The organism is Streptococcus infantis, from assembly GCF_047464215.1.
GTDB classification, from domain to species: Bacteria; Bacillota; Bacilli; order Lactobacillales; family Streptococcaceae; genus Streptococcus; species Streptococcus infantis_P.
In genome coordinates, this window is sequence record NZ_JASHCG010000007.1 from 39,380 (window position 1) to 52,036 (window position 12,657).

A 12,657-nucleotide genomic window follows, 5' to 3' on the forward strand; every position below is an offset into this window, starting at 1 on the left:
GAGGAACTATGAAATTAGAGTACGGGACAAAGTCCCAAGAATTTGATGCAAGTGGAACAGCATCAGCTACCAAGGTCACGCTAATCAATGCAGACAGTGCTATCGTGCCAATTTTCTTACCAGCTGACAAAATCAGCTTGTCCAATACTGAACTTTTTGAGTTAGCTCTTGAGGCTCTTTACCAGGAAAACTTTCCTTTGCGTGCCGAAAAGGAGAAATTCAACCAGGTAGAGGCGCAGCTCAAGCAAAATAAAGAAATGGCAACTAAGGTAGAGCAAGCGACAGTAGAGAATAAGGAAAACCTCGACATGGTGTCAGCTATCACTGAGGTCTTGAGTGCCGTGGTAGTATCTCAAAATGGTGGCATGCCGACCTTTGCCTATGTAAAGGTAGCAAATTTCATCAAACCGCTTGCTAAGGACAAACGTTACAACAACGGAGACATCATTGCCATGCCTTATCCGTTTGACACTAATCCGAAATGGCCAAAGGGCACGCTGACCATTTTCAAGTTCCAGATGCAGGCCACAGAGGGCTACACTTGGAAAGAGCAGTCACTATCTGATATGCTTCAGCAAGGTGTGTTGACTGTGGTCATGCCACGGATTGATTAGAGGGGGATTTTATGTCATGGTCTGAAATAATTGAGAAAATGATACATGCGATCACTCAGCTAGCTCCTACAATCGGAGTTGTCGCTACTGGTTGGTTTGGGATGAGAGCCAGTAAAGCAGGTCACCTCAACCAAGAACAATTCAAGGAGCTGAAGGGCGAATTGAGCACTATTCATGCAATCGGTGAGGAGAACAAGCAAAATATAACTGAAATCAATAACAAGTTAGCTGTGCATGATGAAGCACATCTGGCAACAATGTATCTGAGACTTGAGCGTGACATCACGACCGCTCTGAAGCGTGGTTATACAACGGTTCATGAATCGGATATCGTTCACAAAATGCACTCTAGCTACAAGAAGTTAGGTGGGAATGGGCGTATTGATGCCCTGTTTAACAAATACTTAAATTTAGAAATTGCGGAGGAAAATACAAATGCAACAAATCAATGAAATTATCGCAAATGGAGCAATCAGCATTCTTGTAATTTTGGCTGGCATCGCAGTCAAATCGATTAAGGATTTTCTTATCAAAAAGGGTGGAGAAAAGACCATCAAGATTGTTGAAATCTTGGCCAAGAATGCGGTCAATGCAGTTGAGCAGGTCGCTTCAGAAACTGGCTATAAAGGTGAAGAGAAGCTGGAGCAAGCTCGCACTAAAATTCGTGCTGAGCTTGGCAAATATAACATCAGTATGACTGATAAAGATCTAGATACATTCGTCGAGTCAGCTGTCAAGCAGATGAATGATAGCTGGAAGGGAGAATGATTATGGCAGTAAACATTGAAACAGCTATTGCTTGGATGCGAGCACGACAAGGTCAAGTATCCTACAGCATGGACGATCGTAACGGCCCCGACTCTTACGATTGTTCAAGTTCGGTCTACTACGCTTTGACGAGCGCTGGAGCAGCGTCCGCCGGATGGGCGGTCAATACTGAGTATGAGCATGACTGGCTCAAAAAGAACGGATATGAGCTCATCTCTGAGAATACTCCGTGGGATGCTCAGCGTGGGGATATCTTCATCTGGGGACGTCGTGGCTACTCTAGCGGAGCAGGTGGCCATACTGGTATTTTCGTGGATAGTGATAACATTATCCACTGTAACTATCGTTTCAACGGTATCACAGTGAACGATCATGACGATATTTGGCTCTATGCAGGACGACCTTACTACTATGTGTATCGTCTGACTAATCCATCTGTAGCTGCCGAAGAGGTCAAGACAGGTTGGCAGAAGAACGACACGGGCTATTGGTGGGTTCGTGCAAATGGTTCTTATCCCAAAGATCAATTTGAGTACATCGAAGAGAACAAATCATGGTTCTACTTCGATAGTCGTGGATATATGTACGCAGACCGCTGGTTGAAACACACCGACGGGAATTGGTACTGGTTCGATTCTAGCGGCTACATGGCCACATCCTGGAAGAAAATCAATGGCAAATGGTATTACTTCAATCGTGATGGCTCTATGCAGACCGGCTGGGTCAAATACTACGAAAAATGGTATTACCTGGATGCTGTCAACGGCGATATGAAATCGAACACATTTGTGCCTTACAATGGTGGATACTACATGCTGCTTCCTGACGGTCGCATGGCTGATAAAGAAGCCTTTAACATTGAGCCAGATGGCTTGATTACCACAAAATAAAGAAAGGAGATTCTATTTTTCTTCTTAACGACCCGCAGGCTCAGGCTTGCGGGCTTTTTTTGTTTTATAAGGGGCAAAAAAGGGGCAAAAATGTCGTAAATGTCTGTAAAACGATGTAAAAAGTCAACTTTGCTCTCGCTTTAAAGCTCTAAATTTCAACGTATTGTGAAACAGTGTAAATTATCGTATCTTCATAAGCTGTTGTGTGCTCTTTTTTTCGTGCTTTTTCCGAATAAATAAGATAGAATAATCTAGAATAAATGATAATAGAAAAGAGAAAATTATGAAAATCCGTGGTTTTGAATTGGTTTCGACTTTTACAGATAAAAATTTGTTGCCGAAGCGTGAGACAGCGCATGCGGCTGGTTATGACTTAAAGGTTGCTGTGCGTACGGTTATTGCTCCAGGAGAGATTGTATTGGTTCCGACAGGGGTTAAGGCTTATATGCAGCCGACTGAGGTTCTTTATCTCTATGATCGCTCTTCAAATCCTCGTAAGAAGGGATTGGTCTTGATTAACTCGGTTGGTGTCATTGATGGGGATTATTATGGAAATCCTGGGAATGAAGGGCATATTTTTGCACAGATGAAGAATATCACAGACCAAGAGGTTGTTCTTGAAGTTGGGGAACGTGTGGTCCAGGCTGTCTTTGCGCCTTTCTTAATCGCAGATGGAGATGTGGCTGAGGGTGTTCGAACTGGTGGATTTGGATCGACAGGGCACTAGAATGAAGATTATCTTTGTACGTCATGGAGAGCCAGATTACCGTGAGTTAGAGGAGCGTTCCTATACTGGATTCGGGATAGATTTGGCACCCTTATCTGAGAAAGGAAGACAACAAGCTCAGGAACTTTGCAAAAATCCTTTGTTTGCCTCAGCTGATATCCTGGTGTCTTCTGCAGTGACGCGAGCTTTAGAAACGGCTTTTTATGTATCCTGTGCTACTTGCCTTCCTTTGAGGGTAGAGCCATTATTGCATGAATGGCAAGTCTATGAAAGTAGCGTAGAGAATTTTGAAAAAGCTCGTACTCTGTTTCTAGGAAATAATGGGAATCTCCTTCCGGATAGCCCGATACAATATGAAACCGCTGAGGATATGAGAGTTCGCTTTATTGAATCGTTGGCCAAGTACCTAGACTATCAGACAGTCGTTGTTGTCACTCATCGCATGCTCATGCGTCAATTTGTACCGAATGAAACCATTGATTTTTGCCAAGTGATTGAGTGTGAGATAGAGATTTAGAAAGAGGTTTATCATCGCAAAGAAAAAAGCGACATTTGTGTGTCAAAATTGTGAATATAATTCCCCCAAGTATTTAGGGCGCTGTCCAAACTGTGGTTCTTGGTCTTCTTTTGTTGAGGAAGTTGAGGTTACAGAGGTCAAGAATGCGCGTGTGTCCTTGACAGGTGAGAAAACTAAACCTATGAAATTGGCTGAGGTAACTTCCATCAATGTCAATAGAACCAAGACAGAGATGGAGGAGTTTAACCGAGTTCTTGGTGGAGGAGTGGTACCAGGAAGTCTTGTCCTTATCGGTGGGGATCCTGGGATTGGGAAATCAACTCTGCTCTTACAAGTCTCAACCCAGCTGTCTCAAGTGGGGACAGTTCTCTATGTCAGTGGGGAGGAGTCTGCTCAGCAAATTAAGCTACGAGCAGAGCGCTTGGGTGATATTGATAGTGAGTTTTATCTCTACGCAGAGACCAATATGCAGAGTGTTCGCGCAGAGGTGGAGCGAATCCAGCCAGACTTCCTCATTATTGACTCTATCCAGACCATCATGTCTCCTGAGATTTCTGGAGTTCAAGGATCTGTTTCTCAGGTGCGTGAGGTGACTGCAGAACTCATGCAGCTGGCCAAGACCAATAACATCGCTATCTTTATTGTCGGGCATGTGACCAAGGAAGGAACCTTGGCGGGTCCTCGTATGTTGGAGCATATGGTGGATACGGTTCTTTACTTTGAAGGGGAACGCCACCATACCTTCCGGATTCTAAGAGCGGTCAAAAACCGTTTTGGATCGACAAATGAGATTGGGATTTTTGAGATGCAATCAGGTGGCTTGGTTGAGGTGCTCAATCCGAGTCAAGTTTTCCTAGAAGAACGTTTAGATGGAGCAACCGGTTCGTCCATCGTGGTGACTATGGAAGGAACCCGTCCTATTCTTGCAGAAGTGCAGGCCTTGGTAACACCGACTATGTTTGGAAATGCCAAGCGGACTACAACAGGCCTTGATTTCAATCGTGCTAGCTTGATTATGGCTGTTTTGGAAAAACGGGCAGGTCTCTTGCTTCAAAATCAGGATGCCTATCTCAAATCAGCTGGCGGTGTCAAATTAGATGAACCTGCTATTGACCTGGCTGTTGCAGTTGCTATTGCTTCAAGCTACAAGGACAAACCAACCAATCCTCAAGAATGTTTTGTGGGAGAGTTGGGCTTAACTGGAGAGATTCGGCGTGTGAATCGTATCGAGCAGCGCATCAATGAAGCTGCGAAACTTGGATTTACAAAAATCTATGTACCGAAAAATTCCTTGACTGGTATCAAGTCCCCTAAGGAAATTCAGGTAATTGGAGTGACGACTATCGGAGAAGTCTTGAAAAAAGTATTCTCCTAATAGTTGTACTCAGGTTTAGATTACTAATTATTTTATTGCTAACATTTATTAAAACAAGGAGGAATTTCTGATGAAATTTTCTATGGACAGTCATATGCAATTTCCTTTGGTAGAGTTGTCACTCAATCAAGGAGAAACCGTCTATATCCAGCGAGGTAGTATGGTTTACCACACGCCTAACGTAAGCCTCAATACCCAGCTCAATGCTAGCGGTTCTGGTTTGGGACGTTTTGTCAAAGCTGTGGGGCGTTCCATGGTTTCTGGCGAAAGTACCTTTATCACGCAAGCTGTTGCTGAGTCTGACAACGGCAACCTTGCTTTAGCACCAGATACTCCTGGTCAAGTGATTGCTCTCGAGCTAGGAGAAAAGCAATATCGATTGAATGATGGAGCCTTTCTAGCTCTTGATGGTACAGCTTTCTATACAATGGAGCGTCAGTCTATTGGGAAGGCTCTGTTCGGAGGGCAAGGCGGTCTCTTTGTGATGACAACCCAAGGTCAGGGAACGCTTTTGGCAAATGCATTTGGTTCGATTAAGAAAATTGAACTCCAAAACCAAGAAGTGACAATTGACAATGCCCATGTGGTGGCTTGGAGCCAGTCTTTGGACTATCATATCCACTTAGAAAATGGTTTCTGGCAATCTATTGGTACAGGTGAAGGAGTGGTGAATACCTTCCGAGGTACTGGTGAGGTTTATGTACAAAGTCTCAATCTTCAAAGCTTTGCAGGCTCTCTCAACAAGTATATCCAAAAAGAATCATAACAATAAAAACTAGGATAGGGACCCAAGCTAGATGCTAGAAGTTTCTGTTCTAGTTTTTTTATATGGAAGTTGAAAACTGATAAGACAAAGAAAAGATGGTAAGATAGAAGATAAATAATTTGGTTTTCAAATTATCTTAAAAGTAAGAAAGTGTGTTGTCATGTCGTATTTTGAACAGTTTATGCAAGCTAACCAGGCTTATGTTGCCCTGCATGGGCAGTTAAATCTGCCAATCAAGCCGAAAACAAGAGTAGCCATTGTGACTTGTATAGACTCACGTCTGCACGTTGCACAAGCTTTGGGGCTAGCACTTGGAGATGCTCACATTTTACGGAATGCGGGCGGTCGAGTGACAGACGATATGATTCGCTCACTCGTGATTTCCCAGCAACAAATGGGAACAAGAGAGATTGTGGTTCTTCATCATACAGACTGTGGTGCTCAAACATTTCAAAACGAAGAGTTTCAAGAACATTTAAAAACAGAATTAGGAGTTGATGTCTCGGGTCAAGATTTTCTCCCTTTTCAAGATGTTGAGGAGAGTGTTCGTGAGGATATGCAGTTACTTCGAGAGTCTCCACTGATTCCAGATGATGTCGTTATTTCAGGGGCTGTTTATGATGTGGATACAGGTAGTATGAGAGAGGTCTACTAACGTTTCCTTTTTGAGTTCCTATCTTCCCATGAGATAGAATGTCTAAGTTGTCACATTTCAGCTTGAATATAAGGAATATAAATGAGCACAAGGCAAGGGTATAAATGTCTACTATTGTCTTATTTTTTATTGAAAAATCAAGAAAAAAGCGCTACAATGGTAGTTGGAAAAATGTTGTGAAAAAACACAAGTGATACATAAATACTGGAGGAAATCATGTCTTTTTCTGATTTAAAGCTGTTTGCCCTTTCTTCAAATAGAGAATTGGCAGAGCGTGTGGCGCAAGAGATTGGGATAGAGTTGGGAAAATCGACTGTACGTCAATTTTCAGATGGAGAAATTCAAGTTAATATCGAAGAATCGATCCGTGGGAAACACGTCTTTATCCTACAATCAACTAGCTCACCTGTAAATGACAATCTGCTAGAAATTTTGATTATGGTAGATGCTTTGAAACGCGCCAGTGCAGAATCTGTCAACGTTGTTATGCCTTACTATGGCTATGCACGTCAGGATAGAAAGGCGAGAGCGCGTGAGCCAATCACTTCAAAACTTGTGGCAAATATGCTTGAAGTGGCTGGAGTGGATCGTTTGTTGACGATTGACTTGCATGCTGCACAGATTCAGGGATTTTTTGATATTCCTGTCGATCACTTGATGGGTGCTCCTTTAATTGCAGACTACTTTGAGCGTCGTGGCATGGTTGGTTCTGACTATGTGGTTGTCAGTCCGGACCATGGTGGGGTGACTCGTGCTCGTAAATTGGCAGAGTTTTTGAAAACTCCGATTGCCATTATTGATAAACGTCGTAGCGTGGACAAGATGAATACCAGTGAAGTGATGAACATCATTGGTAAGGTAGAAGGTAAGACTTGTATTTTGATTGACGATATGATCGATACAGCTGGAACTATTTGCCATGCGGCGGATGCTCTTGCAGAAGCTGGTGCTGTCGAAGTTTACGCAAGCTGTACGCACCCAGTTCTTTCAGGGCCTGCTATGGACAATATCCAGAAATCAGCGATTAAAAAATTAGTTGTTTTGGATACCATCTACTTACCAGAAGAACGTTTGATTGATAAGATTGAGCAAATCTCTATTGCTCACCTTCTTGCGGATGCTATCGTCCGTATCCACGAAAAACGTCCTCTATCTCCATTATTTAGTATTGAGAAAAAAATCTAACGAATTCATTGGATAAGACAAAACTCCTAACAAAGTGATAGACCTTGTTGGGAGTTTTTTGGTAGCAGAATTCTGCAAACCCTTTCAAAATATGCTATACTGATGAAAAAGGAGGATTTTTATGACTCAAGAATTTATCAATCCAAGTGATGGTGTGATTCGTCAGTATCTAGCAACTAGTAAGACTCTAGCAGTAGTGGGCTTGTCTGATCGTGAAGAAACAACTAGCAATCGAGTGACAAAGGAAATGCAGGCTCGTGGCTATAAAATCATACCAGTAAACCCCAAGGCTGCAGGTGGTGAAATCTTGGGAGAAAAGGCTTATGCCAGCCTAGCTGAGATTCCTTTTCCTGTAGATATCGTTAATGTCTATCGTCGTAGTGAGTTTCTACCAGATGTGGCACGAGATTTTCTCAAGGCTGATGCTAAGATTTTCTGGGCGCAACTAGGACTTGAAAGTCTAGAAGCGGAAGAAATCTTGTGTGCTGGAGGTTGCAATGATATCGTGATGAACCGTTGTATTAAGAGAGAACATACACGCTTAATTCTTGAACAATAAAAAGGTAGCTTGCGGGCTACCTTTTGTCTTAGAAAATACCGATGAGTGTTTGCATACCCAGGCTAGTCAGGATGATGGCAATCCAGCAGAAGGCACCAAGAAGAATGGATTTACCGCTGGACTTAATCATAGCAATGAGATTGGTTTTGAGACCGATAGCGCTCATGGCCATGATGATGAGGAATTTAGATAGTTGTTTGAGAGGTGCAAAGAAGCTACTGCTGACACCGAAGGAAGTAAGGATGGTGGTTAGCAGGGAAGCTAGGATGAAGTAGAGAATGAAAACAGGGAAGATTTTTTTAAGTTTTACTCCTTGGTTGTTGCCTCGTTGATGACTTTGCCAGTAAGAGAGGAAGAGAGTGATAGGGATAATAGCTAGGGTACGGGTCAATTTGACGATAGTAGCAGACTCAAGAGTGTTTGTGTGGTAAAGACTATCCCAGGCGCTGGCAGTGGCTGTTACAGAGGAAGTATCATTGACCGCAGTACCTGCAAAGAGGGAGAAGCCCTCATTTGATAGGTGAAGCCAGGTTCCTAGGGTTGGGAAAATAAGCGCTGCTAAGACATTGAAGAAAAAGATAACAGAGATGGATTGGGCGACTTCTTTTTCCTTGGCATGGATGACGGGAGCTGTCGCTGCAATGGCAGAACCTCCACAGATAGAGGAACCAACACCGATCAAGGTAGCTAGTTTTGTATCTAAATCAAAAAAGCGTTGGAAAAGATAAGCTACAATCAAGGCTATAGAAATGGTAGATAGAATGACAGGAAGGGAAGATTTTCCTACTGCAAAAACTTGAGAGATATTGAGTCCAAACCCAAGCAAGATAACAGCATACTGAAGCAATTTCTTGGAGCTGTAAGTCAAACCAGCATCTAGTTGTTTATAGGAAGTGAGAAATGGGTGGAGAATCATGCCAATAAAGATGGCAAAAACAGGAGCTCCTACAACAGGCAGAAAGCCTCCTAAAACCCAAGAGATGATAGAAATGATCAGACAGGCTAACAGTCCTGCCCAATTTTTTGATAGAAATGACATAAAAACCTCCGAAAATAAATACTCCTTATTATAATCTTATCTCGGAAAAAAGTAAATAGAAAGCCTTTGGAAGGCTAATTCTGGATGTAATTTTGCGGTCAGAGAGCTTTTGTAGTATAATAGACATATGTTCTTTAAGCAAGGAGGGTATCTATGGACTTAACCAAGCGATTTAATAAACAATTAGATAAGATTCAAGTTTCCTTGATTCGTCAGTTTGACCAGGCTATTTCAGAGATTCCTGGAGTCCTGCGGTTGACCTTGGGAGAACCAGATTTTACAACGCCAGATCATGTCAAGGAGGCTGCAAAGCGAGCCATCGATCAAGACCAATCCTACTATACAGGGATGAGCGGTTTGTTGACCTTACGCCAAGCAGCTAGTGATTTTGTAAAAGAAAAGTATCAGTTGGACTACAATCCTGAAAATGAAATCTTGGTTACAATTGGTGCGACAGAAGCTTTATCAGCTACTTTGACAGCCATTTTGGAGGAAGGAGACAAGGTTCTCTTGCCAGCTCCTGCCTATCCTGGCTATGAGCCAATAGTTAATCTAGTTGGTGCAGAGATTGTCGAAATTGATACAACTGAAAATGGTTTTGTTTTGACGCCTGAGATGTTGGAAAAGGCAATTTTGGAGCAGTGGGACAAGCTCAAGGCAGTTATTCTCAACTATCCAGCCAACCCTACAGGAATCACTTATAGTCGCGAGCAATTAGAAGACTTGGCAGCTGTTTTACGTAAGTATGAGATTTTCGTAGTCTGTGATGAAGTCTACTCAGAATTGACCTATACAGGGGAAAATCATGTATCGCTGGGTACTATGCTGAGAGATCAGGCCATTATCATCAATGGTCTATCCAAATCCCATGCCATGACAGGTTGGCGTTTAGGTTTTATCTTTGCACCAGCAAACTTTACAGCTCAACTCATCAAGAGTCACCAGTACTTGGTCACTGCCGCAAACACCATGGCTCAACACGCAGCGGTAGAAGCTTTGACAGCTGGTAAGAATGATGCGGAACCTATGAAGAAGGAATATATCCAACGTCGGGACTACATTATCGAGAAGATGACTGCACTTGGTTTTGAGATTATCAAACCAGATGGTGCTTTTTATATCTTTGCTAAGATTCCAGCAGGCTATAATCAAGATTCCTTTGCTTTTCTGAAAGATTTTGCCCAGAAAAAGGCTGTCGCCTTCATCCCTGGTGCTGCCTTTGGACAGTATGGAGAGGGCTATGTTCGCCTATCTTATGCAGCTAGCATGGGAACCATCAGAGAAGCTATGAAACGACTTGAGGAGTACATGAGAGAAGCATGATTCAATCTATCACAAGTCAGGGTTTAGTACTTTACAATCGAAATTTTCGAGAGGATGATAAGCTTGTTAAAATCTTTACAGAACAGGCAGGCAAGCGCATGTTTTTTGTGAAACACGCTGGTCAATCAAAACTGGCTCCGGTTATTCAGCCCTTGGTGCTAGCTCGTTTTCTCTTGCGCATCAATGATGATGGACTCAGTTATATTGAGGATTATCATGAGGTGATGACCTTTCCAGGGATCAATAGTGATCTCTTTACCATGGCTTATGCGACCTATGTGGCAGCCTTGGCTGATGCGAGTTTGCAGGATAATCAGCAGGACGCTCCTTTATTTGCTTTTTTGCAGAAGACATTAGAGCTGATGGAAGAGGGCTTAGATTATCAGGTCTTGACTAATATTTTTGAAATTCAGATTTTGACACGGTTTGGGATTGGTCTAAACTTTAATGAGTGTACTTTTTGTCATCGAGTAGGTCAGGCCTTTGACTTTTCTTTCAAATATGGAGCCTGTCTTTGCCCAGAGCATTATCATGAGGATGAGAAACGATGTCATCTAAATCCCAATATTCCTTATCTGCTCAATCAATTTCAAGCCATTGATTTTGATACTCTGGAGACTATTTCGCTCAAGTCAGAAATTAAGCAAGACTTGCGTAAGTTTATGGACCAGATTTACGAAGAGTACGTCGGGATTCACCTAAAATCAAAGAAATTTATTGATTCCCTAGCCGATTGGGGACAATTACTAAAAGAGGAAGACAAATGAAAAAAATCGCAGTAGATGCAATGGGTGGCGATTATGCACCTCAAGCTATTGTAGAGGGAGTCAATCAAGCTCTTGCTGACTTTTCAGATATTGAGATTCAACTTTACGGAGATGAAAGTAAAATTAAGCAATATCTAACAGCTACAGAGCGCGTTAGTATTATCCATACTGATGAAAAAATCGATTCAGACGATGAGCCTACAAGAGCCATCCGTAAGAAGAAAAATGCCAGTATGGTCTTGGCGGCCAAGGCTGTCAAAGATGGAGAGGCAGATGCTGTTCTTTCTGCAGGAAATACAGGTGCTTTGCTTGCGGCCGGATTTTTCATCGTAGGTCGTATCAAGAATATCGATCGACCTGGGCTTATGTCAACCTTGCCAACTATTGATGGGAAAGGTTTTGATATGCTAGATCTCGGTGCCAATGCAGAAAACACAGCCCATCACCTTCATCAATATGCCATCCTAGGTTCTTTCTACGCTAAAAATGTTCGTGGAATTGCAAAACCACGAGTTGGTTTGCTTAATAACGGGACCGAGAGCAGCAAGGGAGATCCACTCCGCAAGGAAACTTATGACTTGCTAGTAGCTGATGAGAGTTTGAACTTTATCGGTAATGTGGAAGCGCGTGATTTAATGGATGGCGTTGCTGATGTAGTCGTAACAGATGGTTTCACGGGAAACGCTGTGCTCAAATCCATTGAAGGTACAGCCATGGGAATCATGGGCTTACTAAAAAATACCATTACAGGTGGCGGTTTGCGAGCTAAATTAGGTGCTCTTCTTCTTAAGGATAGTCTTAGAGGTTTGAAAAAGCAGCTCAACTATTCTGACGTTGGAGGTGCAGTCTTGTTTGGTGTCAAGGCGCCGGTTGTCAAGACTCATGGATCAAGTGATGCCAAGGCTGTGTACAGTACGATTCGTCAGATTCGTACCATGCTAGAAACAGACGTAGTTGCTCAAACTGCGCGTGAATTTTCAGGAGAATAATATATATGACAGATAAAGAAATTTTTAACCGTATCGTGACCATCATCCAAGAACGTCAAGGAGAAGACTTTGTAGTCACAGAGGCCTTGAGCTTGAAGGATGATTTGGATGCTGATTCGGTAGATTTGATGGAATTCGTACTAACCATTGAGGATGAATTTGGAATTGAAATCAGTGATGAAGAAATCGACCATCTTCAAAGTGTGGCAGATGTATTAAAAGCCATTAAAGATAAAATCTAACATATAGCAACATGCAAGTCATGTTGTTTTTTTGTTTTTCGAAAAAGATAAGATTTTGAAATTTTATAGTTGAGTTTACGAATAAAGAGATAAGAACAAAAAAGGAGGATTGCTGATGTATGTGACAGGTCTTTATCCGTGGTTGATCAAGTGGTTTTTAAAATAAATTTGATTTAATTGTTTATTTTAAAATGATTTCTCGAATAGACAAGTGAGAAGAAGAGGAAGGAGATTACTTCAT

General features: G+C 42.3%; 16 protein-coding genes. 15 read left to right on the forward strand and 1 reads right to left on the reverse strand.

Translation table 11 applies throughout. The annotated features are described in order from the left end of the window. The first annotated feature begins 8 nt into the window (after window positions 1-8). From QM469_RS05475 to QM469_RS05525, 11 genes are all read left to right on the forward strand, one after another. Window positions 9-614, forward strand: coding sequence for a DUF1366 domain-containing protein (locus QM469_RS05475; RefSeq protein WP_414276223.1), 606 nt, complete (start codon window positions 9-11; stop codon window positions 612-614). Between the two features lie 11 nt (window positions 615-625). Continuing rightward, the gene (locus QM469_RS05480) at window positions 626-1,066 is read left to right on the forward strand and encodes a hypothetical protein (RefSeq protein WP_414276224.1); all 441 of its coding nucleotides are present in this window, start codon (window positions 626-628) and stop codon (window positions 1,064-1,066) included. Then, complete coding sequence (locus QM469_RS05485; protein ID WP_414276225.1) at window positions 1,050-1,382, forward strand: phage holin; 333 nt, start codon at window positions 1,050-1,052, stop codon at window positions 1,380-1,382. Before QM469_RS05480 ends, QM469_RS05485 begins: the two co-directional genes overlap by 17 nt. A 2-nt stretch (window positions 1,383-1,384) precedes the next feature. Beyond that, on the forward strand, window positions 1,385-2,272 hold the full coding sequence (locus tag QM469_RS05490) for a peptidoglycan amidohydrolase family protein (RefSeq protein ID WP_414276226.1): 888 nt from the start codon (window positions 1,385-1,387) through the stop codon (window positions 2,270-2,272). Window positions 2,273-2,555: 283 nt separating this feature from the next. After that, window positions 2,556-2,999 (forward strand): dUTP diphosphatase, encoded by a 444-nt coding sequence (locus tag QM469_RS05495; protein WP_414276227.1) that lies wholly within the window; start codon window positions 2,556-2,558, stop codon window positions 2,997-2,999. Then, window positions 2,950-3,516 carry a histidine phosphatase family protein gene (locus tag QM469_RS05500; protein ID WP_414276228.1) on the forward strand — a complete coding sequence of 189 codons (567 nt, stop codon included), beginning with the start codon at window positions 2,950-2,952 and terminating at the stop codon, window positions 3,514-3,516. Before QM469_RS05495 ends, QM469_RS05500 begins: the two co-directional genes overlap by 50 nt. Window positions 3,517-3,529: 13 nt before the next feature. Beyond that, window positions 3,530-4,891, forward strand: a complete 1,362-nt coding sequence (gene radA, locus QM469_RS05505) for a DNA repair protein RadA (RefSeq protein WP_414276253.1) — start codon at window positions 3,530-3,532, stop codon at window positions 4,889-4,891. A 70-nt stretch (window positions 4,892-4,961) separates the two neighbouring features. After that, entirely contained in the window at window positions 4,962-5,657 is a 696-nt protein-coding gene (locus QM469_RS05510; protein WP_153225591.1) for a TIGR00266 family protein, read from the forward strand. A gap of 160 nt (window positions 5,658-5,817) precedes the next feature. Next, entirely contained in the window at window positions 5,818-6,312 is a 495-nt protein-coding gene (locus QM469_RS05515; RefSeq protein WP_414276229.1) for a beta-class carbonic anhydrase, read from the forward strand. 216 nt (window positions 6,313-6,528) lie between these two features. Further along, window positions 6,529-7,497, forward strand: a complete 969-nt coding sequence (locus tag QM469_RS05520) for a ribose-phosphate diphosphokinase (RefSeq protein WP_075231173.1) — start codon at window positions 6,529-6,531, stop codon at window positions 7,495-7,497. 121 nt (window positions 7,498-7,618) lie between these two features. Continuing rightward, on the forward strand, window positions 7,619-8,056 hold the full coding sequence (locus tag QM469_RS05525) for a CoA-binding protein (RefSeq protein ID WP_414273054.1): 438 nt from the start codon (window positions 7,619-7,621) through the stop codon (window positions 8,054-8,056). A 28-nt stretch (window positions 8,057-8,084) separates the two neighbouring features. Here the strand turns inward: QM469_RS05525 and QM469_RS05530 are convergent, their stop codons facing one another. Beyond that, window positions 8,085-9,095: a YeiH family protein gene (locus QM469_RS05530; protein ID WP_371607959.1), complete on the reverse strand. Its 1,011-nt coding sequence runs from the start codon at window positions 9,093-9,095 to the stop codon at window positions 8,085-8,087. Between the two features lie 153 nt (window positions 9,096-9,248). Here QM469_RS05530 and QM469_RS05535 point away from each other — a divergent pair, with 153 nt between their 5' ends. From QM469_RS05535 to QM469_RS05550, 4 genes are read left to right on the forward strand one after another with little or no spacing between them, the layout of a single operon-like run. Beyond that, window positions 9,249-10,418, forward strand: coding sequence for a pyridoxal phosphate-dependent aminotransferase (locus QM469_RS05535; RefSeq protein ID WP_311522406.1), 1,170 nt, complete (start codon window positions 9,249-9,251; stop codon window positions 10,416-10,418). Next, window positions 10,415-11,185 (forward strand): DNA repair protein RecO, encoded by a 771-nt coding sequence (gene recO / locus QM469_RS05540; protein ID WP_311522407.1) that lies wholly within the window; start codon window positions 10,415-10,417, stop codon window positions 11,183-11,185. The genes QM469_RS05535 and recO overlap by 4 nt, the downstream gene beginning before the upstream one ends. Next, window positions 11,182-12,174, forward strand: coding sequence for a phosphate acyltransferase PlsX (gene plsX / locus QM469_RS05545; RefSeq protein ID WP_311522408.1), 993 nt, complete (start codon window positions 11,182-11,184; stop codon window positions 12,172-12,174). The genes recO and plsX overlap by 4 nt, the downstream gene beginning before the upstream one ends. A gap of 5 nt (window positions 12,175-12,179) precedes the next feature. Beyond that, on the forward strand, window positions 12,180-12,416 hold the full coding sequence (locus QM469_RS05550; protein WP_311522409.1) for an acyl carrier protein: 237 nt from the start codon (window positions 12,180-12,182) through the stop codon (window positions 12,414-12,416). The last annotated feature ends 241 nt before the right edge of the window (window positions 12,417-12,657 follow it).

Bases quoted from the DNA above. Each gene is read 5' to 3' on its own strand.
- QM469_RS05475 (WP_414276223.1), top strand. From the start codon at position 9: ATGAAATTAGAGTACGGGACAAAGTCCCAAGAATTTGATGCAAGTGGA.
- QM469_RS05480 (WP_414276224.1), top strand. From the start codon at position 626: ATGTCATGGTCTGAAATAATTGAGAAAATGATACATGCGATCACTCAG.
- QM469_RS05485 (WP_414276225.1), top strand. From the start codon at position 1,050: ATGCAACAAATCAATGAAATTATCGCAAATGGAGCAATCAGCATTCTT.
- QM469_RS05490 (WP_414276226.1), top strand. From the start codon at position 1,385: ATGGCAGTAAACATTGAAACAGCTATTGCTTGGATGCGAGCACGACAA.
- QM469_RS05495 (WP_414276227.1), top strand. From the start codon at position 2,556: ATGAAAATCCGTGGTTTTGAATTGGTTTCGACTTTTACAGATAAAAAT.
- QM469_RS05500 (WP_414276228.1), top strand. From the start codon at position 2,950: ATGTGGCTGAGGGTGTTCGAACTGGTGGATTTGGATCGACAGGGCACT.
- QM469_RS05510 (WP_153225591.1), top strand. From the start codon at position 4,962: ATGAAATTTTCTATGGACAGTCATATGCAATTTCCTTTGGTAGAGTTG.
- QM469_RS05515 (WP_414276229.1), top strand. From the start codon at position 5,818: ATGTCGTATTTTGAACAGTTTATGCAAGCTAACCAGGCTTATGTTGCC.
- QM469_RS05520 (WP_075231173.1), top strand. From the start codon at position 6,529: ATGTCTTTTTCTGATTTAAAGCTGTTTGCCCTTTCTTCAAATAGAGAA.
- QM469_RS05525 (WP_414273054.1), top strand. From the start codon at position 7,619: ATGACTCAAGAATTTATCAATCCAAGTGATGGTGTGATTCGTCAGTAT.
- QM469_RS05530 (WP_371607959.1), bottom strand. From the start codon at position 9,095: ATGTCATTTCTATCAAAAAATTGGGCAGGACTGTTAGCCTGTCTGATC.
- QM469_RS05535 (WP_311522406.1), top strand. From the start codon at position 9,249: ATGGACTTAACCAAGCGATTTAATAAACAATTAGATAAGATTCAAGTT.
- recO (WP_311522407.1), top strand. From the start codon at position 10,415: ATGATTCAATCTATCACAAGTCAGGGTTTAGTACTTTACAATCGAAAT.
- plsX (WP_311522408.1), top strand. From the start codon at position 11,182: ATGAAAAAAATCGCAGTAGATGCAATGGGTGGCGATTATGCACCTCAA.
- QM469_RS05550 (WP_311522409.1), top strand. From the start codon at position 12,180: ATGACAGATAAAGAAATTTTTAACCGTATCGTGACCATCATCCAAGAA.